This window comes from Mycobacterium sp. (assembly GCF_035274705.1).
Taxonomy (GTDB): domain Bacteria; phylum Actinomycetota; class Actinomycetes; order Mycobacteriales; family Mycobacteriaceae; genus Mycobacterium.
Map to the genome: position 1 here is coordinate 13433 of NZ_DATENY010000051.1, position 24139 is coordinate 37571.

The 24139-nt window shown below is 62.2% G+C and carries 21 protein-coding genes and 2 pseudogenes; 6 read left to right on the forward strand and 17 right to left on the reverse strand.

Annotated features, from left to right (window positions below; translation table 11 throughout):
* Position 1: 1 nt before the first annotated feature.
* The 3 genes and pseudogenes from VJV41_RS12270 to VJV41_RS28960 form a co-directional block, all read right to left on the reverse strand.
* A complete protein-coding gene (locus VJV41_RS12270) occupies positions 2–520 on the reverse strand; it encodes a quercetin 2,3-dioxygenase (RefSeq protein ID WP_325334018.1) in 519 nt (172 codons plus the stop codon).
* 294 nt (positions 521–814) lie between these two features.
* Positions 815–1396, reverse strand: a complete 582-nt coding sequence (locus VJV41_RS12275; RefSeq protein WP_325334020.1) for a PaaX family transcriptional regulator C-terminal domain-containing protein — start codon at positions 1394–1396, stop codon at positions 815–817.
* A gap of 21 nt (positions 1397–1417) precedes the next feature.
* A pseudogene (locus tag VJV41_RS28960) lies at positions 1418–1618 on the reverse strand (hypothetical protein); the annotation flags it as partial.
* 197 nt (positions 1619–1815) lie between these two features.
* On the opposite strand from VJV41_RS28960, the gene VJV41_RS12280 reads away from it, so the two are divergent.
* On the forward strand, positions 1816–2361 hold the full coding sequence (locus tag VJV41_RS12280; protein WP_325334022.1) for a cupin domain-containing protein: 546 nt from the start codon (positions 1816–1818) through the stop codon (positions 2359–2361).
* Between the two features lie 109 nt (positions 2362–2470).
* Here the strand turns inward: VJV41_RS12280 and VJV41_RS12285 are convergent, their stop codons facing one another.
* Together VJV41_RS12285 and VJV41_RS12290 are read right to left on the reverse strand one after the other, a co-directional pair.
* On the reverse strand, positions 2471–3265 hold the full coding sequence (locus VJV41_RS12285) for a PaaX family transcriptional regulator C-terminal domain-containing protein (RefSeq protein WP_325334024.1): 795 nt from the start codon (positions 3263–3265) through the stop codon (positions 2471–2473).
* Positions 3266–3617: 352 nt separating this feature from the next.
* A complete protein-coding gene (locus VJV41_RS12290; protein WP_325334026.1) occupies positions 3618–4601 on the reverse strand; it encodes an NADP-dependent oxidoreductase in 984 nt (327 codons plus the stop codon).
* A 138-nt stretch (positions 4602–4739) separates the two neighbouring features.
* Here VJV41_RS12290 and VJV41_RS12295 point away from each other — a divergent pair, with 138 nt between their 5' ends.
* Positions 4740–5231: a MarR family winged helix-turn-helix transcriptional regulator gene (locus VJV41_RS12295; RefSeq protein WP_325334028.1), complete on the forward strand. Its 492-nt coding sequence runs from the start codon at positions 4740–4742 to the stop codon at positions 5229–5231.
* Between the two features lie 240 nt (positions 5232–5471).
* Here the strand turns inward: VJV41_RS12295 and VJV41_RS12300 are convergent.
* The 11 genes and pseudogenes from VJV41_RS12300 to VJV41_RS12350 form a co-directional block, all read right to left on the reverse strand.
* Positions 5472–5864 (reverse strand): annotated as a pseudogene (locus tag VJV41_RS12300) (IS3 family transposase); the annotation flags it as partial.
* Positions 5865–6022: 158 nt separating this feature from the next.
* Positions 6023–6478, reverse strand: coding sequence for a nuclear transport factor 2 family protein (locus tag VJV41_RS12305; RefSeq protein ID WP_325334030.1), 456 nt, complete (start codon positions 6476–6478; stop codon positions 6023–6025).
* Positions 6479–6914: 436 nt separating this feature from the next.
* The gene (locus VJV41_RS12310; RefSeq protein ID WP_325334032.1) at positions 6915–8381 is read right to left on the reverse strand and encodes an MlaD family protein; all 1467 of its coding nucleotides are present in this window, start codon (positions 8379–8381) and stop codon (positions 6915–6917) included.
* Position 8382: 1 nt separating this feature from the next.
* Positions 8383–9519: an MCE family protein gene (locus tag VJV41_RS12315; RefSeq protein ID WP_325334034.1), complete on the reverse strand. Its 1137-nt coding sequence runs from the start codon at positions 9517–9519 to the stop codon at positions 8383–8385.
* On the reverse strand, positions 9519–10883 hold the full coding sequence (locus VJV41_RS12320) for an MCE family protein (RefSeq protein ID WP_325334036.1): 1365 nt from the start codon (positions 10881–10883) through the stop codon (positions 9519–9521). The genes VJV41_RS12315 and VJV41_RS12320 overlap by 1 nt, the downstream gene beginning before the upstream one ends.
* The gene (locus VJV41_RS12325; RefSeq protein WP_325334038.1) at positions 10880–12211 is read right to left on the reverse strand and encodes an MCE family protein; all 1332 of its coding nucleotides are present in this window, start codon (positions 12209–12211) and stop codon (positions 10880–10882) included. Before VJV41_RS12325 ends, VJV41_RS12320 begins: the two co-directional genes overlap by 4 nt.
* Entirely contained in the window at positions 12208–13236 is a 1029-nt protein-coding gene (locus VJV41_RS12330; RefSeq protein WP_325334040.1) for a virulence factor Mce family protein, read from the reverse strand. The genes VJV41_RS12325 and VJV41_RS12330 overlap by 4 nt, the downstream gene beginning before the upstream one ends.
* Before the next feature lie 61 nt (positions 13237–13297).
* A complete protein-coding gene (locus tag VJV41_RS12335; protein WP_325334043.1) occupies positions 13298–14638 on the reverse strand; it encodes an MCE family protein in 1341 nt (446 codons plus the stop codon).
* Between the two features lie 55 nt (positions 14639–14693).
* Positions 14694–15551 carry an ABC transporter permease gene (locus VJV41_RS12340; protein WP_325334045.1) on the reverse strand — a complete coding sequence of 286 codons (858 nt, stop codon included), beginning with the start codon at positions 15549–15551 and terminating at the stop codon, positions 14694–14696.
* Complete coding sequence (locus VJV41_RS12345) at positions 15548–16321, reverse strand: MlaE family ABC transporter permease (protein WP_414684943.1); 774 nt, start codon at positions 16319–16321, stop codon at positions 15548–15550. The genes VJV41_RS12340 and VJV41_RS12345 overlap by 4 nt, the downstream gene beginning before the upstream one ends.
* Before the next feature lie 159 nt (positions 16322–16480).
* Positions 16481–18208, reverse strand: a complete 1728-nt coding sequence (locus VJV41_RS12350) for a flavin reductase (RefSeq protein ID WP_325334047.1) — start codon at positions 18206–18208, stop codon at positions 16481–16483.
* A 1487-nt stretch (positions 18209–19695) separates the two neighbouring features.
* Between VJV41_RS12350 and VJV41_RS12355 the strand changes: the two genes are divergently transcribed.
* Together VJV41_RS12355 and VJV41_RS12360 are read left to right on the forward strand one after the other, a co-directional pair.
* Complete coding sequence (locus VJV41_RS12355; protein ID WP_325334084.1) at positions 19696–20622, forward strand: zinc-binding dehydrogenase; 927 nt, start codon at positions 19696–19698, stop codon at positions 20620–20622.
* Positions 20623–20677: 55 nt separating this feature from the next.
* Complete coding sequence (locus tag VJV41_RS12360) at positions 20678–21100, forward strand: nuclear transport factor 2 family protein (protein WP_325334049.1); 423 nt, start codon at positions 20678–20680, stop codon at positions 21098–21100.
* Positions 21101–21460: 360 nt separating this feature from the next.
* Here the strand turns inward: VJV41_RS12360 and VJV41_RS12365 are convergent, their stop codons facing one another.
* Positions 21461–22372 carry a PaaX family transcriptional regulator C-terminal domain-containing protein gene (locus tag VJV41_RS12365; RefSeq protein ID WP_325334051.1) on the reverse strand — a complete coding sequence of 304 codons (912 nt, stop codon included), beginning with the start codon at positions 22370–22372 and terminating at the stop codon, positions 21461–21463.
* 403 nt (positions 22373–22775) lie between these two features.
* Here VJV41_RS12365 and VJV41_RS12370 point away from each other — a divergent pair, with 403 nt between their 5' ends.
* Positions 22776–23573 carry an SDR family oxidoreductase gene (locus tag VJV41_RS12370; RefSeq protein WP_325334052.1) on the forward strand — a complete coding sequence of 266 codons (798 nt, stop codon included), beginning with the start codon at positions 22776–22778 and terminating at the stop codon, positions 23571–23573.
* The gene (locus VJV41_RS12375) at positions 23570–23968 is read left to right on the forward strand and encodes a RidA family protein (RefSeq protein ID WP_325334054.1); all 399 of its coding nucleotides are present in this window, start codon (positions 23570–23572) and stop codon (positions 23966–23968) included. Before VJV41_RS12370 ends, VJV41_RS12375 begins: the two co-directional genes overlap by 4 nt.
* Positions 23969–24139 lie beyond the last annotated feature (171 nt).

The following is a 24139-nucleotide window of genomic DNA, read 5'->3' on the forward strand; positions in this document are numbered from 1 at the left end:
CCTAGCTCCTCTTCAGATCCGACGGCCGAGATCCCGCACGGCCGAGAAATTTGACCCCGTACTTGGCCGCGATCGCGCCCATCGCCGCCAGCGCCTCGGGCGGGGGCTCGACCCGTTCGGGCAATCGGTGCTCAGTTGCGGGAGCCGAGACCTCGCGTACGAACCCTTCAAAGCCTGCTGGAGACGTAATGCCCAGCCATCGAGCCGGGCCAGTCAAACTCACGCGATAACAGTGGGGCACCTGCCTCGGCATCAGCGCGTAGTCGCCGGGATTGAGGACGCGCATCTGATCCCCGACCCACACCGTCACCTCACCCTCGAGAATCAGGAATGCTTCGTCTTCGTCGGTGTGCAGATGTACGGGCACTTCGTCGCCGGGTGGCCCGAGAAGCTCGAAGATCGCGTAGGCGCCGGCGGTTTGCTCACCACCAGCGATCACATCAACCAGATTCTGGTTAAACCACCAGGTTTCACGCTCACTTGAGGTGACCACAACCACCGAATCCTGGGGATCAGTCATTGGGAGAGACTCCTTTCGTCGCCCGAGCATGCGAGCCGCCCGCGATCGATAGATTACATTTAAGCATGGTGACATGATATCTATCAAGGGGCGTCGTGTTCGCTGCTGGTCACGTACGGTCGAAGACGTATTGGGGCCGGCCCGATGACCGTTCTCAGGACCAGCTCGGTCAGCACTGCTCCCCAGCGCAGTAGCCGCTGGGCAGGCGCCGTCTAGCCGTCGGACATTGAGACATCGGTACTCGCCGTCGATGCCCGGTCGTGCCTCGCACATGCTGCTAGCAGCCGGGTGGGCCTAGGTAAGCGTCAACTTGAGCTTGGGTATCGCGAGCTCATTGGCGTATTGCTCAGCTTTCGCTTGCAGTCGGACGTAAAGCTCGTGGAAGCGTCCGACCACCTCGGAACGCAGAGCGTCCAGTTCAGGGTCGAGGCCTTCGCACTCTGGATCGAGCATCGGAAACGTTCGGTATTCATGGGCCATCAGCGCTCGAAACATGAAGATATCCCGGACGTTTGAGCGCGGCACGTTCTTGACAGCTACGGTGGAGAGAAAGTCTCGGTAGGCCTTCTTGGCGACCGACAGATCCCATGCGATCTCGGCGAGCAGGCCGGGATTGGCGGCACCATGACCGGAGAACACGGAGCAGTGATTGCCGAGTCCGAGTCTATCGACGATCTCGTTGGCTTCACCGTATCGATCTTGCAGCGCGATCCACATACCATCTTGTGCCGATCCGAAACCGATGAAGCGGAGTCGCCGTGAAAGGCGGTTGCGGTCACCGCGATTCGACTCGGGCAGCGTGTGCCAGAGAATCGTATATCCGGGTTCAACTCCGAGCCCGAAGGCAGCCACTCGCCGCTCGGTTGCGTCGAACACTTCGGCAGCGGAGTCCGTGATCCGATAGAAGGTAAGGCGACCGCGATACTCGCGAGTGACGACGCCGCGAGCCGTAAGACGCGACAAGGCAACCCGACAGGCCGACTCAGGGATGCCGACTTCGCTGAGAACATGCACCATCGCCCCGGACCAGACGGCTTGGCCGATGTGGCGGTGGTGTACGCCCGCGAGCGTCAGAAGGAATTCGGCGGGCGCAATCATGAATTCAACGTTACCTTTCCCAAGATCCTCGGCACCTCACAAACAACCGGCGGTCAATGGCATGCCGTCCGCATCTGCCAGCGCCACCGCGCGGTTCCGACGAAACACCGTGACTGTCAGCATGTTCAGACTGCACCGTCGATACCATCCATCAGTTATCTTGCACTCCACTGCGCCGAGGTGTTATATATATTAATATGTCGTTAGCCACTGATATCCATGTTCCGGACAATCAACTCGCTCGACGCAAGGTCGTCAGGGCCGAGGACAGAGGCCTGGTGTGGTTCGGCAACAGTCTCATCGAGACGATTGTCGGCGGGGCGGACACGGAGCACCGCTGGACATTCAGCATCATGCACGGGCCTGGTGGAGACGATGTCCCGCTGCACCTTCACAAGAACGAAGACGAAGCATTCTTCATCCTAGAAGGCGAAATCACGATATGGCAGGGTGATCAACAGGCTGTCATTGGACCGGAAGAGTTCGTGCTCCTACCAAAGGAAGTTCCGCACTGCTACAAAGTCACCTCACCGGAGGGCGCGCGATGGATAGCCATCACCGCACCAACAGGATTCGAACGCTTTGTGGCTCATGTGATTAAGCCAGCAACCGAACGACGTCTTCCGACGCCCGACGAGGCGCCCATCCCGCCGATGGAGAAGATGGTGGAATACGGGGCCGAAGCGGGCGTTATCTTCCTCGGCCCGCCAGGTACCCGACCTGCGGACGTCGGCCTGGGTTAACGCGCCCTAGTTAGCAACTCGCACAAGAAGATCAACAATCAGCGGCAGTCTTGCCTCGGGCCCTCACGCTCCGGAGTGGACTGACCACAGTTGCTCGGCCTTTCGACACTCAACTCGTCGGTATCGCAATCTCGTTGGCGTATTGCTCCGATACGGGCTGCAGTTTGTAAAACAGCTCGTGGAAACGTGCAACCACCTTACGACGCAGGGCGTCCAGTTCAGCGTCGATCCCCTCGCGTTCGGGATCGATTGCCGGAAACGTTCGGTACTCGTGGGCCATCAATGCTCGGAACAGGAAGATTTCCTTAGGGTTCGAGCGAGGCACATTCTTTCGATCGACCATGCGAAGGAATGCCTTGTAGGTTTCCTTCACGCCGGCGAGGTCCCACGCGGCCGCGCCGACGAGGCCGGGATTGGACAGGTCTGCGTTGCTGCCGCTCAGAACGACGCAGTATTCAGCTAGATCCAGCCTCGCGACGATGCCGACAGCGTCGCTGTATCTGTCCTGCAACGCAATCCACGTCCCATCCTGGAGAGCCCCGAACCCAATGAAGCGAAGCCGACGTGACAGACGAGTGCGGTCACCGCGATTCGATTCGGGCAGGGTGTGCCAAACAACTGTATGGCCGGGATCTATGCCCAAACCGAAGCCGAGCACACGCCGGTCGGTTTCGTCGAACGCCTTGGCGGCACGCTCGGAAATTCGGTAGAAGGTCAACCGACCCCGATTTTCGCGGGTCACGACGCCGCGAGCAGTGAGACGCGACAAGGCAACACGGCATGCGGATTCCGGAATTCCCACATCTTCAAGGACCCGCACCATGGAACCGGACCATACGGCGTCCCCGATATGGTGGCGGTGCACTCCGCACAGCGTGAGAAGGAACTCGGCGGGTGCGATCATGGTTGCGACCATACCTCCGTGGGATTGCGTTGACCGCCACGGATGACCTCGATTTCCGTGCCCGTACCGACGCGGCCGACGCCCTTACTCCCCCTTCTTCTGCGGAGCGCACTCACTACGCGAGTGCTCCTTATGTTTCATCAGAGCCTGGCTCAACTATCTGGTCGATTCGCCGCTCTCGGGCGAGGCCTGTTGCGATGTCCGACAACTGGTCCTGACACCGACAAGACGCGGCGACCGGCGTTGAGCAGCTGGCCGGACCCCGTTAATTGGTCCAAAGGCGGACGAGAGTCATCAAGGGGTACGACGTCCCGGGTAGCGGGCTGACCGTTTGGTGACCGCGTATGGCCCGCTAGTCGTGGTGTCTCGAATCCAGAGATCCGAGAGCGATCACATCCTCGGTGGGGATGAGGATGGTCTTGCCGTGCAGGCGGCCGGCATCGGAGTCGTCGTGCACAGTCGCGGCCTGGTCGAGCGGGCGGCGGTCGGCGATCTCAATGCGCAGTTGTCCGGCGTCGACGCGGCTGACCAGCCCAGCGAGTTGGGCAGCGTCGCTGCGCACGAAGATCCGCTGCGTGCGGACTCCGCGGTCCGGATCCTGCGGCCCGAAGACCATGGTGCCGACGTGGAAGCCGTCGTCGGCGACCACACCGATGAGGGCTTCGGTCTGCTCGTCGGTGGTGCTGACCAGGTTGAGCACCACATCGAACGGGGCGCCCTCGACCTCGATCGGTGACCGGGTGTAGTCGACGTAGTCGACGATGTGCTCAGCCCCCAGGCCGCGCAGCCGCTCGGCATCACGCGCCTTGGCGGTGGCGGTGACGACGGCTCCGGCCTGCTTGGCCAACTGGATGGCATACCCTCCAACCGCGCCGGCGGCGCCGTTGATCAGAACCGACTGCCCACCGGTGAGCCCGGCAATCTCGAACAGCGCCTGCCAGGCCGTCAGCGCGGGCTCCGGCAGGGCTGCGGCATCGGCCAGCGGCACCGAAGTTGGTGCAGCGGCCAGCGATTCGGCCGGCACGAGGGCGAACTCGGCGGCAGCGCCGTCGGCGTCCAGCGGCAGAAACGCCACTACGGCGTCGCCGACCTTCCAGCCCACCACGCCCTCCCCGATTTCGGCGATGGTGCCCGCGACGTCGACGCCGGGGACGTGCGGGAAGCTGACCTGGTACACCTGCGCCAGGTAGCCGCCGCGGATTCCGGCGTCGACAGGGTTGAACGAGGTGGCGGCCACCTTCACCAGCACTTGCGTCGGGCCCGGCACTGGGCGGGGGACGTCCTCGTATTGCAGAACCTCGCTACCGCCGTACCGGTGGTATCGCACAGCCTTCATGATCTTCCTCCTCGAATGAGTGCTTCGATATCGAAGCAGGTACCTAAGCTCTAACTTGATTCGATATCGAATCAATTCCCGGGGATGCCGTGTGATCTGCGCCTCACTGCTTCGATGTCGAAGCAGTATGCTGACGTGATGGCCAAAGCTCTCAAGCCCGAGCAGATGCGCACCTATTTCGCGCTCACCGAGGCGGTCAGCCTGCTGCAATACGCCGTGCGACAACAGCTTCAGGCCGAGGGCGCTCTGAGCTACGTACAGTTCGAAGTCTTGGCCCGACTCGCCGATGCCGACGGGCAGCTCACCATGACCGACCTCGCCGATGGCGTGGTCTACAGCCGCAGTGGTCTAACCCATCAGGCCGGGCTACTGGAGAAAGCAGGGCTCATCACCCGCACAGCAAGTCCCCACGATCAACGGGCCATCATCGTCGATATCACCGCAGCGGGGCGAGCCCTTCTTGCCAGGGTTCTGCCCGGCCACATCCAGGTGGTGCGTGACCTTCTCTTCGACTCGCTCTCGGCACAGGACGTGCAAACTCTCGGTGACATCATGAGCCGCACTCGCGATCACATGCGCACCCTGCCACCCCGATCTGCCAAGCCGCGTACGCGACACCCCGGCACGTAATCGATCACCGCAAAGGGGCCGCGGAGACAGGGAGACAGGTAGTCGTGCTGGGGCGACCCTCGCAGCTTGCGAAGGTTTCTCACTTTCTATTTTCGCACTGCGCGTCTGGAATCCGCTGCTGTTAGCCGGGTGGCGGGACTGGAGCGTTCAGCAGTGGGTGCAGTTGGCTGGCGTAACGCGCTGGGGGTTGGTAACCCAAGACGCAGTGGCGGCGGTGTTGGTTGTAGTCGTGTTTCCAGTCGGCGGGGTCGTGGAGGTACCGTGTCGTTTTAGTTTCCGCCGCTGCGGTACCCGCAGCCCTTCGTCGCGCCAAAGCCGTTGGATGTTCGGTTGATTCACTGCCCAGCCTTCTGTGCGGGCGTCATGGCAGGCGGGCCGGAACCCTCGGCGAGGATGGTCCTTGGCGTAGGCGCGCAACCAATCCCGCAGGGCGGCGTCTGGACCGGCTGGTGTCGCTGCGGCGGCTTTGTGACGTTGGGCGGCCCGGTGCTGCCCGGTGACGCGGCAGACGAACCGTTCACTGACCCCCAGCACACGCTCTAGGTGACGAACGGCTGCCCGCCGGCGTTCCGGGCCTAGAGGCTTCCCTTCGCGATCTCCCGAAGCGCGTCCTTTTTCCAACTCGGCATCGGCCGGCACGCCACGGACGCACCTGGCAGTCGGCGGACAACGAGGGGATCCTCACTCCCGGTGGCGCGGTGCCGCAATGCCGCGCGCCCGTGGTGGACGGGGCTGACGCCGTGGCGACCGGTCCAAGCGAGCCGGCACCCAGGTATCCGGGAGGAAACCACCTAGCCGGCGGTCTCCGGCGTTACGGGCTGACCTGCTGGAATGAGTGGATACGTCTCCACTCCTCCCTTTTGGGCGAACGTCGTGCTGTAGTACTCCTCGCTTACGGTGATCTTGCCCGTGGCGTCGAAGTTCAGCCAGATCCCGCCGTGGCAGACAAAATCGGCCCCGGTCGCCGCCATGTCCGCGAGGTCTCGAGCAAAATGTCCCGTGCCGACCCAGGTCATGAACGCACCACCGGTAGACGTCCAGATCTGGCGCGGGGTCATCTCAAAGTTCGTGACCGCGTTGTGCCAAATCGCGCTGTGCTCCGCGATGGCCTCTCGCCCCGATCTTGCGATACGGAAGGCGTGGTCGATATACACCCCGTCTTCGGTGTACTGGGCGGCAAAGTCCCGCGGGCTTGCGTGACCCCACGCATGCGCCCACGTCCGGCATATCTCATCGTGATCGGTCATGTGAACCCTCTTCCTATGTCGCAGAAACTTGGCGATACGTCGATCGTGCGAGGCAACGCGCGGGCGGACACCGCAGCACAAGACGTGGCAGCGGCGTGGTCGCCTGCGCTGACCGAGAGCAAAGGTCTATCCGTGCTTGTGTGGACCGCTCCGCGTTCTGCGTCGGGGATGCAATACTCGACCAGCGCACCTTGTACGCCAAGCGATCTCGTGTTTGGCAGTCGGTTGGTGACCTCGTCACGAACTCCACCCTGTCTTCTCTTGTCGCCCAAACTAGCTGTCGTGCAACGCTTCTAATCTATTCACGGTCGGCATCCGTGCGACATACTTGTCCATTTCGTGACGTCGGTCCCGCGCTCAGCACGCAGGCGGCATCAAATCCCTTACTGCCTCGACCATCTCGCGGTCGCGGGGCCGAAACGGATGTTGCCACTCGTCACTGACCTTTCGGAGGAAGCAGCAGATTCTGCCAGCTGTGCGGCTGCGTATTTGGAGCGAGATTGGACTGCGTGTATTGCCTTCCATCAGGTCCGGTGTAGGTGCCAGAGCTGGGGTCGTATTGCGCTATCGCGATGGGCGGCAGAGCTCCGGCGGGTACGCTGGGCGGGGTAGCAGTTGGGGGCGGAGTGCCCGGCCGAAGTTGCGGCACAGGTTGTCCCGACAATGTCGCGTTCGGGTCGCCCTTCCAGTTGAAGCCTTCATTGAGCGGCACGTAGTCTTCGTCGCTTTCGCACATCTTGACGGTCGGAGCGCGTTTGGCTGGCCGGGTTTCGCAGGGTAGGTTCCGTGCTCCGCGGACGTTGAACATGAAATCTTGAGGCACCCGGCAGTAGAGGTCACCCGCGGGGCGGTCGGGGTAATCCACCTCGCTGGGGGGGCGGACTTGTTGGGCCGGCAAGTATCCCGTCGTGCATGGTGGTGGCAGGTTGAAATTCAGATTGAACGACAGGTACGTCCCCCGGTAGTCCTGCTTTGTGTCGCGATTCGCCAGACCTGCGCCCTGCACCATTTCTACTCCGCGTGGCAACAACACCAGGAGCTGCTCGAGGTTGGGCTGGTAGACGACAGCCACATCGGCGAGGCTCACCAGGTTGGTCAACAGAACGGGCAGGGTCGGCTGCAGCCGGTCGAAAAGCTGGCGAACTTCGTCGACTGCTCCGGGGCCCGTGTTCAGGATGCCTTTGACTGAATCATCTTCGGTCTGCAGCTGTTTGGTTATCTGCGCGATGTTGAAGGCCCAAGCCTGGATCGAATCGGCGGTGTCTACTTGGGTATCCAGGATTGGTTTGGACTGATCGATCACAGTGTTCAGCGCGTCCAGGTTTCTATGTGCATCGATGGCCAGCGCGGTGCTCGACTTCACAATTCGCGACAGCTCCGGGCCGAGCCCGCCGACCGCGGTGTAGGACTCGTCGATCGCCGTCTTGAGGTTGTCGTGCGGAATCGCTTGAAGGCCGCTGTTCGTCGCACGAAGCAGGGTGTTGATGTCGGGGGGAACCCGCGTCCGGTCCCCGGGGATCACGCTGCCGTTCTTCAGATTTGGTCCGTCGCCACTGCGCGGCACGAGTTCGACGAACTGTTCGCCTGCAGCGGTCTGGCTGTGCACCTGCGCGTCCAGGTTGGCGGGAATCTTCATATCGGATCGCAACGACATCACCACGTCGACGCCGGTGGCGCTAAGTCGCACTGCTTCGACCCGGCCCACCTCGGTGCCGCGATAGGTGACGTTGCTATTCGCGTAAAGCCCCGCCGCGGTGGGCAGGTTCAACGTGACGTGGTACTGCCCGACACCGAACCACAGACTTGGCAATCTGAGGTATACGAATGCCATGGCACCGCCGGCCAGCAGCGTGATCGCTGCAAAGAAGGCCAGCTGCACCTGAACTCGTCTGTTGAGATACATGTTAAGGTCCCTGATCCCAGTGGTACGGAGCGGTGAGTGGGTTGCCCGCGGTGTATGGGCTGGGCAGCTGACCGATGGTGCGGCCCCATTGCAGTTCGAGCTTGGTCAAGTCGCCTTCCCAGCGTGTTCCGGTGAACAACGACGAATCCATTCGACTCAGCGTCAGGTCGGCGACGACGGTGATGTTCGCGTAATCGCCACGCATCCACTTAGTGAGTGTTTCCTTGGGGAATGGGAATGTCCCGAAGAGGCTCAACGAACGCGTCAATGCGGGTCCGGCATTCGCCAGCGACTCCAGCACCGGGCCGAGATCCTTCAACTCCTGGACTAGCGCCTCTTTGGTCTGATGGATCGAGTCGGCGGCGAGCGCGTTGAACTTTCCCAACTGGTCGACCGCTTCGACCAGATTGTCGCGCTCTCTGTTCAACACGGTCAACGCATGGGGAATCGTGTCCAGGGCCTTGTCGACGACGGGCTTCTGGACGGCGAACTTTCCGACGAGCCGGTTGAGACTCTCTGTGGCGGCGATGATGTCGCTGGTTTGATCATTGACGCGACTGATGAAGGTGTCTAACTGTGTCATCAGGTTTCGGAGATCGTCCTCGCGGCCGGCGAACGCGGTGCTGAGCGCCTTGGTGATGTCCTGGACCTGGCCGAGCCCGCCACCGTTGAGCAGCAGTGAGGCCGCCGCCAAAGTTTGTTCGGTGGATGGATAGGCCGTGCCCGAGGACAGAGGAATCAGTGAGCCTTGGTGAAGCCTGCCTTGCGGGGGTACGTCGGTCGGTTGTGCCAATTCGATATGCAGCGAACCGAGCAGGCTCGTCTGGCCGACCGATATCGTGGAGTTGGCGGGCATGGCCACGTCGCCGTTCAACCTGATGGTTAGGAGCGCGTGCCAGCCCTGCCGTTCGATCTTGGTGACCGTGCCGACGTTGACATCACCGACGCGGACTCGTGAGTTCTCTTGGATATTGTTCACGTCGGGCATCTGGGCCTGGATCGTGAAGGCGCCCGGGCCGCGACCCTGCGTGCCGGGCAGCGGAAAGGAATTCAGCCCCCGCCAACCGCACCCCGACAACACAGCGGCCAACAACATGACCGACGTGATCGCCACGGCGCGGCATTTGCGCCGGCCCATCAGGACCCGCCTCCGGGTGGCATCATCATGCCTGGCAACCCCGCAGCAGGATCGGTTTGATGCGTGGGCGGAACGGCGGCGGGCACCGGCCCATCGCGCAGCGGCCCTTCGGCTGCCAGCGGCGAAGAGCCGTCGGAGGGCGAGGCTGTCCCAGCGCCCGCCGCGGGTCCGGCAGGTGGATTTGGTTGCGGTGGTACGTAATCGGGTCGCATCCAGTCCTCGCTGTAGGTGATTTCGTTAGGTCGCGCAGCAGCGCCGACCAACGGATTGAGGCCTAACGGCAGGAAGTTGTACTGGCGGTTTTTGACGATCGGCGCCAGGTACTGCACACAAAGTTTCGACGACTGCTCGGCGTTCAGCCGGGAGGCGGCTTGTATTGCACCGCATAGGAATGTGATCGGATCGCTGAAGTTGTTAGCCGCCAGCGCGCCGCTGAGTGTGGCTTGCGCAGGCTGGTAAGTGTTGTTGAGATTTGCGAGGGTCGTCGGGGCGGCGTGCAGCACTTGTTTGATGTCATCAAGGCTGTCGGTCAACGCTTGCGACACCGAGGCGAGCTTCGCCGACGTCGTCCCGATGCTGTCACGGTTTGCGGCGACAAACGACTTGACTTCCCCCAAGGCCGAGTTCAGGTCCTTGACGGCATTGGCTACTTCGTCGGGATCATTGGCCATCAGTCCAGTGACCGACGCGAGGTTGTCATTGAGTTCACGTATCAAAGCCGTGCTGTCCTGCAGCGCTGATACCAGCGTGGACAGAGCCTTGACGCTGGCGAACGTGTCCTCACTGTGGTCACCGAGCGCTGAAAGGGCTTGGGAGAGTTTGATTATAGTGTCGCGGATAGCAGGGCCCTGCCCACGCAGGTTGTCGGCGGTTGCGTTGATAAAGGCGCCCAACGTGCTTACGCCGCCTGGCTCGGTGGGCTGGAGTGTCTTGGTGAGCCGTTCCAGTTGACTGCGGAAGTCATCCCATTCCACGGGAACAGCCGTACGGTCTGCCGGAATGACCGCATTGTCCGCCAGTGCGGGACCGCTGCGGTACGGAGGGGTCAACTGGATGGCCCGTGCAGTCACCAGCGTCGGCGACAGGATCACAGCTTTGGCGTCAGCCGGCACCTTGAATCGGTCGTCGACCCAGAACGTGATCTTCACTTGCGTGGGTTGCGGTTCGATCGCATCGATCCTGCCGACATTCACACCGCGAATCCGGACATCGTCGCCGACGAACAGGCCGTTGCTGTTCTGGAAAAAAGCAACGACGTGTGCCCGGGTGACCTCCCGCGTCGCAGTAACCACTTGATAGGTTCCACCTACCAGGGCGGCGACCAAGACGATGGCCAGGCTGATGCGGGCGTAACGCAATTTCATCGTGGGCCGCCCTGCGCGCCCACCGATCCGGCGTCCGCGGGCCCGACTTCACCAGGCGCTGGAACGAATACTGGGCTGGGCGTCGGATCGGGCGTATGCAGCGCGTCTACCGGCGGCGCGGCAGGCGGGCCAGGTGGCGGCCCGCCTGGCGGCGGCGCCGGCAGCGGTTCGCGGTACGGGTACCGCGGGTCACCGGGTTTGCCGGTAATAGCGTCGGGCAGAGTCAGATTCGGGTCGCCACCTTGGCCCGTGCGCGGATACGGGACCGGCAGCGCCGGAGTGCCCGGTTGACCGGTTTGCTGATCGTGGCGCTCCGAAGGTGCAAGAACGTGAGGGTCCAATCCGAGGTCGGAGAAGGCCGCGTCCACGAACGGCTGCACGAACTGGCCAGGAAGCAGATTTGCGAGATAGGCCTTGAAGAATGGGCCCGATGATACCGACTCGCCTAGTCCCATAACGTAATCACTGAGCCCTTTGATGGACTTCTGCACCTGCGCCTTGCGGTTGTCGACGATGCTCAGCACTCCGTTCAGCTTGTCCAATGCCGGTTTCAACGTGGCACGGTTTTCGGCGATGAGGTCCTGGATCTGCTGAGACATCGAGGAGATGTTTCCCGAGATCTGATCCAGTGCGGCGCTCTGAGAACGCAGCTCGGCTAGTAGCGCGTTGGAGTCGTGGATGAGCCGCACGATCTGACCTGTGCGTTCGGCCAAAACTCCAGTTGCCTTGCGGGCGTTGGCGAGCAACGTCCGCAGCTGCGCATCGCGTTGGTTGAGCGTTTGGGAGAACCGCGCGACGCCATCGACCGCCACCTTGAGCTGTGGCGGGGTGTCGCGCAGTGTTTCGCTCAACGTGCTGAGCGAGGCCGACAGTTGGCCTGTGTCAAGGCCGCTGATTGTCGCGGTGAGATCGCCAACCGCATCGGGTAACTGATACGGCGACGTCGTGCGCTCGATCGGGATGACATCGGACAAGTGCCCTTCTCCGCGCGGTGTGACGGCCAGGATCTTGTTACCTAGAAGGCCGATCGTCTTGATGGCGGCCTCCGTGCGCTTCCCGAGACGGATGTCGTCGGCGACGGTGAACTCGATGAGCACACCCTGGGGTTCGAGCTTGATGCTTTGCACCTGTCCGGCACGAAAACCCGATACCTGCACCGGCGCACCGCTGGCGAGGCCGCCCGCCTCGTCGAAATAGGCGGAATAGGTTGTGTCTGAGGAGAAGAACGGCAGCTTGTGGTAGTTGAAGCTGCCCACCGTGACGGCGACGATCGCTGTCACGCCGATGGCCCCGAGGATGATTGGGTTGCGTTCGCGGAAGGGTTTCATCGGGGGGTGCACCTGCCGGAGTCTTGTCCAGCCACTTTGACGTAGACCGGTTGGCCGCCTTTGCCGTTCATCTTCAGCACCAGGTCGCACAGGTAGAAACTGAAGAAGTCGCCGTTGAGCGCCTGTCTACCCAGGACGCGGTACGCGTCGGGCAGTGTGTTGAGCAGGTCATCGAAGTAGTCGTGATCGGCGACCACGATTCCTGCCGTTCGGTCGGTCTCCTGGACGGTTTTTTGTAACGGCGGCCGTGCTTGGTTGAGAAGATCGGCGATTGTGCGAGCACCCTCATTGGCGTAGGCCAGGCCCGCGCTCAGGTCGTCCTTGCGGGTCTCGAGTCCGTGGACCAACTCCGAAAGAGAGTCGACCGCCGTGCCGAACTTGTCGCTGTGGTCGCCCAGCGAGCCCAGCACGGTGTTGAGATTCACCACGACCTGTCCGATCAACTCATCGCGGTCCGCCAAGGTGTTGGTGAGAGCCGCCGTCTGGGAGAGGATTGACCCGATTGTCCCGCCCTGACCTTGAAACGCCGCGATGAGTTGACCGGACAAGGCATTGACTTGGTCGGGGTCAAGGGCACGGAAAAGTGGTCGGAACCCACCGATTAGCGCATCCAGATCCAGGGCGGGTGCCGTCCGTTCCAACGGGATTGTTTCGCCGGGGCCAAGCGTCTTGGCTCCGCCGGCACCGTCCTCCAGCGCCAAATACCGACCGCCGATGAGGTTGTCGTACCGAATGACCGCCCTGCTGCCCTCGGTCAATACCACAGAGTCATCCACACTGAATTCGACCTGCGCGGTTGAATCGTCCCTGATCTTGATGTGTTTCACCTTGCCGACCTCGACGCCGGCAATACGGACGAAGTTGCCGTCCTCCAGCCCTGTCACCGTAGAGAAGATCGCGTTGTAGGACCTTTCTCCCTGAAACCGCAACTGCGCGAAGATCGCGATCAACCCGAACGCACCGAGCGCACACACGATGAAGAAGATCACCAGGCGAAGTAGCAGCCCAGATAGGTTACGTTGCAATGCAGTTCACCTCTTCTTCAGTGGCGCTGGTTGGTGGGTACTGGACAGATCATCACCGCAGTCAGGGCGGGGACGGTGCTCCCGGATTCACAGCCTCGGAGGAGGGTGGGGGTCCCGCCGGTGGAGGGGTTGGGGGCGGGACCCCCGGGTATAGCGGGGTGCCGTCGGGGCCATACTGCGGGGCACCGTATGGGGGCGCACCTGGGTAAGGAATGGGTCCAGGGGCCGGGCCGCCCGGGTACCTAATGCTGGGCGGTTCGGGCACCGCCCGGGTGACCGGAAAGTAGTTGGCCCAACCGGGGAATCCGATCCCGGGATTCGGGCGGATATCGACGCCTGTGCCAAAGCCGGTGTCGGTGACCAGATAGCGCACGGGCCAGTTCTTCGCGACGTCGGGTAGCGAACCACAGCCGGGCTTGCCGCCGGGGCCGCCCTTGGCGGCGTTGACGGGCAGATTATCCGGGTACCGGTAGGGGTCGTCGCCCAACAACGTTGCCGCGTCCATGATGACCGACTTGCCGTTGGCGCCACCGACGTAATCGGTAATCCCTGTGTCCAGTGCGGTTTTGGCGCCGACGAGCATGCATGTCAGCTCTGGCTTGTACTTCATCAATAAATTCGTCGTGGGCTCCAGCAGGTTGAATCCCCTGACGAAGTTGTCCTTGCTCGGGCCCAGAACCGCGATGCCGCTCCGCGAAAAGCCCGCAATCCCCAGTAGCAACGCGTCGAGCTGCTGGGCCAGATTGGTCACGGTCACACTTGTAGTGCTGGCCGCCGACAGCGTGTCGATGATGTCGTGTGCCGCAGCACTGTAGGTGTCACCGACTTTCTTCAAGGCACGCCAGTCCTCGCGCATCGTGTCGGTTCGCGAATTTAGGGCTACTAGAACCTCATTGGCATCAGTAGTGGCTTCTCCGATGCGCTCTCCCTGCCCCCGTACAGCGTCGGCCAGCGCGGAGAGCACGGCGTTCAATTTGGCCGGATCGATCTGCTTGATGAGGTCGACCAGATTCTGAAACACCGTGTTCACCTCGACGGCGACATTCTGTGACCTCAGCACTGCTCCGGCGGACAATGGTTGCGGGCTTGGGTGACTGGGATAGACCAGATCGACGAACTTCGCGCCGAACAGTGAGGTGGCGTCGATGCGTGCCTGAACGTTGGCCGGAATGTACTTGATTTGGTCGGGGTCGATCTCTAGCTGAAGACTTACCTGATTGGAGCCACCGCCTACCGTGGCGACCCGACCCACCTGAACCCCGCGCATCTTCACCTTGGCGTACGGCTCCATCACGAGCCCGGAGCGGTCCGACGTGAGCGTTACCGCCACGGCCGGCGTGAAGGATTGGTTGAACGCACCCAGGCAGACCGCCATCGCGGCGATTACCACGACAACCATCATGGCTGCCAACCATTCAGACGCGATTCGGGGCTTTCCCCAGTAAGCAGACACCGCGTCACCCCGAGAAGTTGAAGAGTCCGGTCTGGCCGTATAAGGCCAGAGATACGAACAGGATCAACAGAGCGGTGGCTACCAGCGACGTACGGGTCGCGCGTCCGACCGCCTCCCCCACACCCGCGGGACCTCCCGTGGCTGTGTACCCGTAGTAGGTGTGTACCAGCATGATCATCGCTGCCGCTGCGATGGTGACGGTGAATGATCGGATGACGTCGGCGGGTACGAGGAATGTGTTGAAGTAGTGGTTGTAGACGCCATCGGACTGGCCGTAGATGGCGGTTGTGCCGAACCGGGCGGCGGTGTAAGCCATTATCAACGCGACGCTATAGAGCGGCAGGACAACGATTACCCCTGCCACCACCCGCGTCGATGCCAAGTAGGCGATCGAGCGGATCCCCATGACTTCGAGCGCGTCGATTTCGTCATTGATGCGCATAGCGCCCAGTTGCGCAGTGGCACCTGCCCCGATCGTGGCCGCGAGCGCGATCGCCGCAGTGTTTGGGGTGATCAGCCGAGTGTTGAGGAATGCAGATGCGAATCCGACCAAGGCTTCTACACCAACCTGAGAGAACTGGTTATACCCTTGGGCCGCGATGAGGCCGCCGGTTGACATGGTCAGGAAGGCAACGACGGCCACCGTGCCGCCGATCACTGCGAGCGCCCCAGTGCCCAAACTCATTGCGGCGACTTGTCTGAGCAATTCGGCCTTGTAGTGAACGAAGACATCGCCTAGCGAAACGATCGTTTTACCGTAGAACCTCGTCTGGTCGCCAATCTGTCGCCAGCCCGCCCTCGCGTTGCCCAGCACTCTCACAAAACGTGGAAACCGTTGCGCCGCAACACCCCCGACGCTCATTTAGTGATCTCAAATCCGATAGCAGTGACAACGAGGTTGATGATGAACAACAAGACGAACGAGAACACCACCGTTTCGTTCACCGCGTTGCCCACGCCGGCGGGTCCGCCGCCAACTGTTGTGCCCTGGTAGCAGGCGACGAGCCCGGCGGTGAGTCCGAACAGCGTTGCTTTGACCATGGAAATCAGCACGTCGGTGAGTCCGGTGATAAACGTCATGCCAGCGACAAACGAACCCGGTGTCACGTGCTGGAAGAACACCGAGAAGAAGAACCCTCCGGTGAGCCCCGTAAGCGTCACCAGCGATGACAGCAACAGCGCTACCACGGTTGCGGCCAGCACCCGAGGCACCAACAGCGCCCGAATCGGGTCGATACCCATGACGCGCAGCGCGTCGAGCTCTTCGCGGATCGTGCGCGCCCCCAAGTCGGCGCACATTGCTGCAGCACCGGCACCGGCGACAACCAGCACTGTCACGAATGGCCCGATCTGGTTGACGGCGCCGACAGCCGCGCCACTGCCGGAGAAATCGCCTGCGCCGAACTCAACGAGCAACACATTGAACGTGAAGACCGAGATGACGACGTACGGAATCGACAACATCAGCGTGGGGACGAGGGACACCCTTGCCACGAACCACGTCTGCTCGAGGAACTCGCGCCATGCCCACGGCGGCTTGAACATCGTGACGAATAGGTCGAGCGCGAAGCCGAAAAACCCTCCGATATTGCGCAGGGGCTTTAGCGCGACGCCGCTCGACCAAGTTGCCAGCCCTCCGCCGACATCGTTGACACGTTTGATGGCCACCGATTTACACACCTGCCCGTGAGCAAATCGGATCCGTTGAGCCGCAGACGTTCTCAGCCGGAGCTTCCCTGCTCATTCCGATCTGCATCGATGCAATTCTCAGTACGCTCATGTCATCTCCTCCTACCAGCCAGCGCGGAGGGTGCCGTTGTGGAACATGAGCGGGCTACCGCCGGGTGCGTCGTAGTCTTCGATTTCGCCGAGGACTACGAGGTGATCGCCGGCTTCGAAGCATTTCACCGTGCGACACTCGAAACGGGCTAACGCACCGGACAGCACAGGTGTACCGCCTTTGCCCTCGACCAACTCGAGGGCGGCGAATTTGTCTGTGGCCGGCGTGGAGAACTGCCGCGAAAGATGCTCGTGGTCTGCGCCGAGCACGTTCACCGCGAAATGGGTCGCCTCGGTGAACGTCGGAAGGCTAGCGGCATTCCGGCTCGGACACCACAGCACCAATGGCGGGTTCATCGACACGGACGTGAACGAGTTGGCCGTCATACCGACACGTCGTCCGTCCGCCCCGCGAGCGGTGACGACCGCGACGCCGGTCGCGTACTGACCAAGTGCACGTCGCAGATCGCGCGGGTCGAACCGACCCGATCTCGCGGCACGCTTTTCAGCGCGGAAGCGGGTGGCGGCCTCGGCGTCAAACCACCACTGAAAGAACTGGCGTGGATCGTCGAAGCCGTCGGCTATTTCGGTCGCTAGTTCTGTGTTGTCTGCGGCTTCGGCCAGCAGTTCCATTTGATGCTCAGATGGCCCGAGGAGAAACGAGTTGGTCCAGTCGACGGCCCACTTGGCCCAACCGCGCCAGAACTTTTCGAAGGTGTGTCGCATCCAAGCGGCGTCGAAAGACCCGTTGACATTGCGATTGATGCTGTCGAGGTAGTAGGTCGCGGCGTGTGCGGCAAGATTGGCACCCTGCGCGGTGAGGGGGTCGTTGAGGACCACCGCATCTCCGATGCCGAGCACCGGACGGCCGGACGGCAAGGTCGCCACCGGCATCCGGACCTGAGGGGTGAACCTGCTTCTCAGCACACCGCCTGGATCGGTGAGTGAAACGTCGGCACATCGATCGAATTCCGCAGGAGCGAATTTCGCCAGCAACTCAAGCGAACGCTCCAGGTGCTGATCGGCGTCAGCGACGTCATCCCAGCAGTCCATCGGGCCACCGGGCATTCCGCCGAAAACAATGATGTCGCACGGGCCGCCGACGGTTAGGGCGGGAAGGGTGGCGCACTCGCCAACATTGGGCACCAGTGTGAAACTGATCGCCGGACCGTCCGGCCTCGGCGACATCCCCGTGACGTAGGTCAGCGCCAACTCCCGTTGCGGGCGGTCGAAAGGCGATAGCTCATGGTTTGGTGGAAACAATCGCCCGATATCGCCTCTGCCGGTGGCGATCACGACGAGGTCGTGCGTGCGGGCGTACTCCTCGAGGTCGGCAACCTCGGCTAGACGCACCACGAGTGTGCCTCCGAGCTCCTCGACCTGCTCGGCCCACGCCGCGCACTTCAGTCGCTGGTCGACCGCCTGAGCCGGCGCCGACAACGGCGCCGACCATGTACGCGGTGCGTCACCGCCAACAGTGATCGCGACCGCGCCGATGTCGGGGCACTCGGCGGCCCATTGGTCGATCCCGAGTTCATGCTCGGTGGCCAGGGCCGATTCAAACATGCATTGACTGGAAAGTACTGAGCCAGAACGGATCTCCTGTGGAGACCGGTCGCTGACGAGCGTCACCTCATGGCCCGCATGCAACAGACCGAGCGCTAACTGGGCACCGGACTGGCCTGCCCCTACAATTGCCACCCGCGCCATCAGTAACTCGCCGCGTAATCGGCAGGGCATGCTTTTGCGCGATCGGGACCCACAGACAAGCGGCGACCGCCGCGCAGATGCGCGCATCCATTGGTCAATCCGCCGACGATCTCAGGTTGACTCCCTGAGTGAAGCGCACACCCCGATACCGGGGCTGCGATCCACCTAGTAGCGATTCCCCTCAACCATTCCCACTGGAAGCGTTGTCGCACTCGTGTTTTGGTCGGTCCAGTTCGGTGATCGGAACAGGCCGCCATCAACGACCTTCTTGAATACATGGGACGACACATGGCTGGCGTGTTCGACCGAGTCAGCATGCGCTGCATGGGTCGGCACCAACGGATGGGACGTGCTGACCAACCTTGATCCGTCGGCATCCAGGCGGGACAGGCACCGCATTCATGGTGATCATCTACTTGCAGTCCAGTTCCGACGGACACGAGGTGTGCCGCGCGAAAAGTGGCCTTGCGGTAACCGCCGCCACCGTGCCCTGAGGATCATCCATCGGACACCTCCTTAACGCTCGAACGCCGGGGACGCTCATTCCTATATATTACATATGAGCCTGGTCCTATGATATACATCGTCAGCGGCGATCGGCAACAGCAGTTCAAGTCCTTCTGGATGTGCTCAATTGACCGACCGCCCCGGCCGCTTGCCGCGCTGTCGCGTTGCGCCGCCGCCCCTGAAGAACCGTTCGGGGAGCGTTGAATCCGAAGGGTTGTCATGCACTCACCGGCGAATTGGGCAGCGACGAAAACTGCGGTCCGCCAACGTGACCTGCCTGCGGGAACCAATGCTCACGAGGACAGTTGATCGCGTACCTACCTACGTTTTTTGCACCTTGCATAGTCAAAGATCCGGTGACATGCCTGGGACCGGGAGGCTCGACGGTGCGGGCGATCACCGCTGCAACGTTGTCATCGGTTACTTTGTGCACGAGGCCGACTACTGCACGCCCAGTGGGCATCCAACCGCCGGCCCCTGCGACCGCGTGCTGGTGCAGATCGGCCACCTTACCTCCGCTCAACTCAAGAGTCGTTTCGAATGGAGTTTCAGAGTCAGTGATGCTCGCCGGTGTCCGCTATCCGATTAACGCGGGCGTTGGCCACACAGCGAGCAGGGGTGGGGCGCGCCTCGATGCAGCGGCGAATTCAACGTGGTGTCACCCGTTGGGCGGTCTGGCGCGGTCGTTTCTAGCGCCTACCGACCATCGAAGCAGACACGAGTCCTACCGCGCGTCAACGCCGCCTTCGTCCTGGAACACTGGGAGCGTTGATGTTTCACGCCCGTGGCTGTCAGCGGCTCGCACCCGCCCCGGCGTGGCGTCAGCGGCACAACGCCCTTGACAGTGCGGGGCGAGGCAGCCATCCTGGTCGCGTTATCCTGACGATCGTCAGACTAACGACACATATTGACCTACGGATGAAAGGCCATCCACGGTGAAAGCCATTGTCTTCGACGGGGCAGGCACGGAGTCCGACGGATTTGCCGTCCTGAAGCTGCGCGACGTGACGATGCCGGATTGCCGTCCAGGACACGTCGTAATACGTACCGCATTGGTCCCTATCAATCCCTCAGATCTGCTTTTCGTCGCGGACAAGTTCCCAGGACCCACGCGTCCTGTGTTTCCCGGCCAAGTAGCCGGCATCTCGGGCGCAGGCTATGTCTCGTCGGGCGGCGACGGTGCGGAATCGCCTTCGAACCGACTATTTCACTACACCGCATTCGGCACGTGGGCCGAATACGTTTCAGTTCCGACCGACTCCCTCATCGAGCTGCCGCCGGACTATCCCCTCGCACTGGCCGCACAATTTTCCAATGTCGTAACAGCCTGGCAACTGGTCGAGAAGTCCGGCGTACGGTCCGGTCAGTGGCTCGCACTCACCGCCGGCTACTCAACAGTCGCATCGATCGCACTGCAGTTCGCCGTCCGAAAGGGCATCAACGTCATCTCGGTTGTCCGCAGGAGGCGTCCGGAAATCGATCTCACGGCTCTGGGGGCCGCCGCGGTCCTTGCGCACGAGGAGTTCGGTGCAAACTTGCGCGAGGTGGTGATGGAGGCAACGTGCGGGCAGGGCGTATCGGGCGTAATCGATTGCGTAACAGGGAATCAACTCGGCCAACTGATACGCGCCTGTTCGCCGTTCTCCCGGGTGCAGCTCTATGGTTGCCTCGACGATTCCAACCTCGACGTGGCCGGGCCCGACCTCATGTACTCATTCGTCGATATAGCGCCCTACAGCTATCCGTTCTCCTTCTCGCCGCCGGCAAGCGAATCGGATCGCCAGTTGCTACGGGATGTCATCGAGGCGTCCGCTGGCGGAAAGGTCAAGGTGGACAACGAACGCGAATTTCCCCTAAACGATTTCAGGAGCGCTCTCGACGAGCACCTCGAGGGCAAGCGCCCCGGAAAAATTCTGCTCGCTGCAACCTCGGAATAGCGCCCAGCATACGCCATTTCCTACACCAGAGTCCTACGACCAGACAAGGAATGCCATGAATACCGCAACCCCGAACACCAGCAACATCCTCATCGGACAGGTGCGAGACGCGCTGGCAGCTATGTCCGCTGGAGACTTGGCAAAGCTAAACGAACTGTTTGCCGAAGACGTCGTCTACGAGCTCACCGGACAACATTCTTTTTCGGGCGAATACCAGGGGCGTCACCGCGTCCTCGAGCTGTTGGAGGGCGTCTACTCGTCGTTTCGAGATGGCATCAACTACACGGTGAGCCGCTGCATTGCGGTAGACAACACGGTGGTAGCGACCTTCACAGGAACCGGGATCGCAGCGAACGGCGGGGAGTATCGCAACGACTACTGCTCGATCTGGGACTTCAATTCCGACCGGAAAGTCGCTCGCATCACCGAGTACTTCGACAGTGACCACGTGGTCAACCTACTTGCCCAGGGTTCCTGATCGCGCCAGCGGCGGCCGCCGAAGACGAAATTGCCTGCGCCCAAACGTGTTCAGGATATCTTCGGCTCGACCTATGCTCGCGTTGATCCGATTCTATTGCAGTGCAATATCTTTCACCGCTGGACATCATCCAGCCAGGGATGGTCGACAGCCGGCCAGATTCGCTCGTGGTCGGTGACCAGCCGTCCATCGCTGAGCGCCTACACCGCCGGTCGGCCCAAGACCAGTGACCGCGCTCCAGCATTTGCCGTCGCGACACATGACCGGGATGACGGCCCTGTCGGCCGATGCGTGCCCCAAAGAGGGCGCCACGCTTCCATGAACAGCGAGGTCAACACGAGGCCAAGTACGCAATCATGTTTAACCAGAGGAGGATTTGCGCCCACTCGGCGACCGTGCGGACTTCACGGTGGTGTTCTTCGAGGGCTTACCGTGGATGACCGCCAGGGCGTGCTTGTGCGCCAAAGTGTTGAGCCCCTTGTTCAATTCGTCGAATAACTCGCCTGCCGCTTCGCCGTTCCACGCCGGCGGCAGAAGTGTCAGCGGCAGTCCCGGGTCGCGGTACGGAAGCCGACGCCACTGGGTCAGCATCGGCACGTAAATTCGAAACGCTTCCTGGGGGGTAAGCCGTTCGGCCGATGACCGATAGAGAGCCGGCCGGTACATCTGTAAGAAGTCGGCATACAGTGCGGTTAGCTCCTCCAGATCCCACCAGGTGCGCACCTTGGTTCGCAGATCCCCGAAGGCGAAATGCTGACCGGTGAAGATGTCGACGTAACCGGACAATCTTCGGCCTTCCAGGGCCTGACGAGTCTCTTCCGCCAGGTTTCCTGGAGCTACCCACACGGCAGGTGCCGCGGTACCAAAACCGAGTCGTGTCAGGCAGGACCGCAGGGAATGGCGCTTATCGCGCTCGGACTCGGGTACGGAGAACACCACCACTACCCAACCGTCGGCTACGGTTGCCCGCCTGCGCTCGAAGATCCGTACATCACCCTCGGCAAGCACCTCTAACGTCGGCGCTGCGAGCGTGTACCCGGCGGTCTCAGCGCGGCGCTCGCTGATGAGCACACCTCTGCGCTTCAGACGCGAGATCGCCGAACGCGCAGCCGGACCCTCCCCTCCGAGGTCAGCCATCAAGGCGACCACAGAGGCAACCGACAACCAGTTGCCTTCGGCACGTGCATAGAGGCCGAAGATCGTAATGATCAACTGAGCAAGGCGGGCGTCTCGGCCACCGCCCACACCAGCCGATTGAAGCGCTGCCGTCATAGAAGCACCATACGTCCCTTTGGGCGACAGCCCTGTGTGCGCAACAACTAGACCGGGCGCATCGCAGCTGGGAGGCGCATCCGGACCTGCCCGGCGACGTGACATGGACTCCACGGTCGCCGCAATCGACGAGCTGACGGCCGACACCGATCTCGACAGGCACCACGTTGACAGAGCCCGCCACGCGAACCGGCGGGGCACAACAACAATCGGTCGCCGTTGCGATCCGGCCTTCCCATGACCGTTCGCTGCGACAGCGCCGTGCAACCCCTCGGCACCCGGCGTTCACCCACCACAGACTCAGCCCGACGCCTGCCGCAAAGGCGGACGTGCTCGTTGCCGCGGCAGTAGTACCGAGGGCATCGCAGATCTCCGCTGACGCGCGAAGTAATATGCTGAAATATTGACGACCGTAATCATTACATGGCATGGTCCAATGGTGTTCAACTCCGGTCCAGTCGCTGTCGTCACAGGTGCCGGTCGAGGCATCGGCCGTGCGATAGCGATACGGCTCAGCTCGGAGGGTTACCGCGTCGGGCTCACTTCGCGCAGCGAGGACGAGCTTCGTGAAACGGCTCGGCTGTGCTCAGGGGAGACGCTCGTGCACCCGGAGGACATCACGTCCACCGATGCCATCGACCGGCTTTTCACGGCCGTCGAGGATGTCTGGGGCCGCATCGATGCCCTGGTCGCCAACGCCGGCGCGGGCATCTCTGCTCCGCTCGCGAAGACCACCGACGAGCAGTGGGCTCGGATGCTCGACCTGAATCTGACCGCCCCGTTCCGGTGCATCCGGCGCGTCGCGCCGGGCATGGTCGGGCGCGGTCACGGCCGAATTGTCGTCGTCGCGTCCGTCGCGGCCAAGCGAGGCGAGCCCTACATCAGCGCGTACACCGCCAGCAAGCACGGCCTCCTTGGGGTCGTGCGTTCGGCGGCGGCCGAGCTCGCCACCAAGGGCGTCACCGTCAACGCGGTCTGCCCCGGCTACGTGGACACCCCGATGACCGAACGCACCGTCGCCGACATCGCAGAGAAGACGGGCCGCTCACCGGCGGAGGCCCGCGCGGCGCTGGAGGCCAAGCAGCCCAATGGACGACTGGTGACGGTGGACGAGGTGGTCGACGCTGTGTGGTTGTGCGTAACCAATCCGGCCCTCAACGGGCAGGGCATCACCATCGATGGCGGAGGAGTGCAGTCATGAGTCTCGAGTTCGTCAACCCGCCCGAGCTCGGCACACCGAAGGGCTTCTCGCACGCCGCGATAGGCGCCGGCAGGACCGTGTTCCTCGCCGGCCAGACCGCGCTGGACCCCTCCGGCCGCATCGTCGGCAAGACGGTGGTGGAGCAGTTCGAGAAGGCCCTCGGAAACCTGCTCACCGCGCTGGCGGCTGCGGGAGGCAGCCCGTCAGACCTGGCGAGTCTGACCATTTACATCGTCGACATGGCGGCATACAAGGCCGAATCGCGCGCCATCGGCGGCGTGTGGAAGCGACTCGTCGGCAACCAATACCCCGCCATGGCCGGCATCGGCGTCGCCCGACTGTGGGACGCCGATGCGATGGTCGAGGTTCAGGGCTTCGCCGTTCTGCCCGACTGACCTATGAGCGTCTGTGCCGAGCTGCTTGCGTGCCGGTACTAGCGCCGAACTTCGCATGATTCCGTCCGCTCGGCGAGAGCGTGCCCGCGAACGGTTCGGCCACGTCTATTTCAATGACCTTCTTGATATGTTGCTCTATTGACTATCGTCATCAATAGAGCATAGATTGCC

Bases quoted from the DNA above. Each gene is read 5' to 3' on its own strand.
- VJV41_RS12350 (WP_325334047.1), bottom strand. From the start codon at position 18,208: ATGCCCTGCCGATTACGCGGCGAGTTACTGATGGCGCGGGTGGCAATT.
- VJV41_RS12280 (WP_325334022.1), top strand. From the start codon at position 1,816: ATGTCGTTAGCCACTGATATCCATGTTCCGGACAATCAACTCGCTCGA.
- VJV41_RS12355 (WP_325334084.1), top strand. From the start codon at position 19,696: ATGCCGGATTGCCGTCCAGGACACGTCGTAATACGTACCGCATTGGTC.
- VJV41_RS12310 (WP_325334032.1), bottom strand. From the start codon at position 8,381: ATGTATCTCAACAGACGAGTTCAGGTGCAGCTGGCCTTCTTTGCAGCG.
- VJV41_RS12325 (WP_325334038.1), bottom strand. From the start codon at position 12,211: ATGAAACCCTTCCGCGAACGCAACCCAATCATCCTCGGGGCCATCGGC.
- VJV41_RS12305 (WP_325334030.1), bottom strand. From the start codon at position 6,478: ATGACCGATCACGATGAGATATGCCGGACGTGGGCGCATGCGTGGGGT.
- VJV41_RS12285 (WP_325334024.1), bottom strand. From the start codon at position 3,265: ATGATCGCACCCGCCGAGTTCCTTCTCACGCTGTGCGGAGTGCACCGC.
- VJV41_RS12365 (WP_325334051.1), bottom strand. From the start codon at position 22,372: ATGACGGCAGCGCTTCAATCGGCTGGTGTGGGCGGTGGCCGAGACGCC.
- VJV41_RS12375 (WP_325334054.1), top strand. From the start codon at position 23,570: ATGAGTCTCGAGTTCGTCAACCCGCCCGAGCTCGGCACACCGAAGGGC.
- VJV41_RS12270 (WP_325334018.1), bottom strand. From the start codon at position 520: ATGACTGATCCCCAGGATTCGGTGGTTGTGGTCACCTCAAGTGAGCGT.
- VJV41_RS12360 (WP_325334049.1), top strand. From the start codon at position 20,678: ATGAATACCGCAACCCCGAACACCAGCAACATCCTCATCGGACAGGTG.
- VJV41_RS12320 (WP_325334036.1), bottom strand. From the start codon at position 10,883: ATGAAATTGCGTTACGCCCGCATCAGCCTGGCCATCGTCTTGGTCGCC.
- VJV41_RS12335 (WP_325334043.1), bottom strand. From the start codon at position 14,638: ATGATGGTTGTCGTGGTAATCGCCGCGATGGCGGTCTGCCTGGGTGCG.
- VJV41_RS12290 (WP_325334026.1), bottom strand. From the start codon at position 4,601: ATGAAGGCTGTGCGATACCACCGGTACGGCGGTAGCGAGGTTCTGCAA.
- VJV41_RS12295 (WP_325334028.1), top strand. From the start codon at position 4,740: ATGGCCAAAGCTCTCAAGCCCGAGCAGATGCGCACCTATTTCGCGCTC.
- VJV41_RS12340 (WP_325334045.1), bottom strand. From the start codon at position 15,551: ATGAGCGTCGGGGGTGTTGCGGCGCAACGGTTTCCACGTTTTGTGAGA.
- VJV41_RS12315 (WP_325334034.1), bottom strand. From the start codon at position 9,519: ATGGGCCGGCGCAAATGCCGCGCCGTGGCGATCACGTCGGTCATGTTG.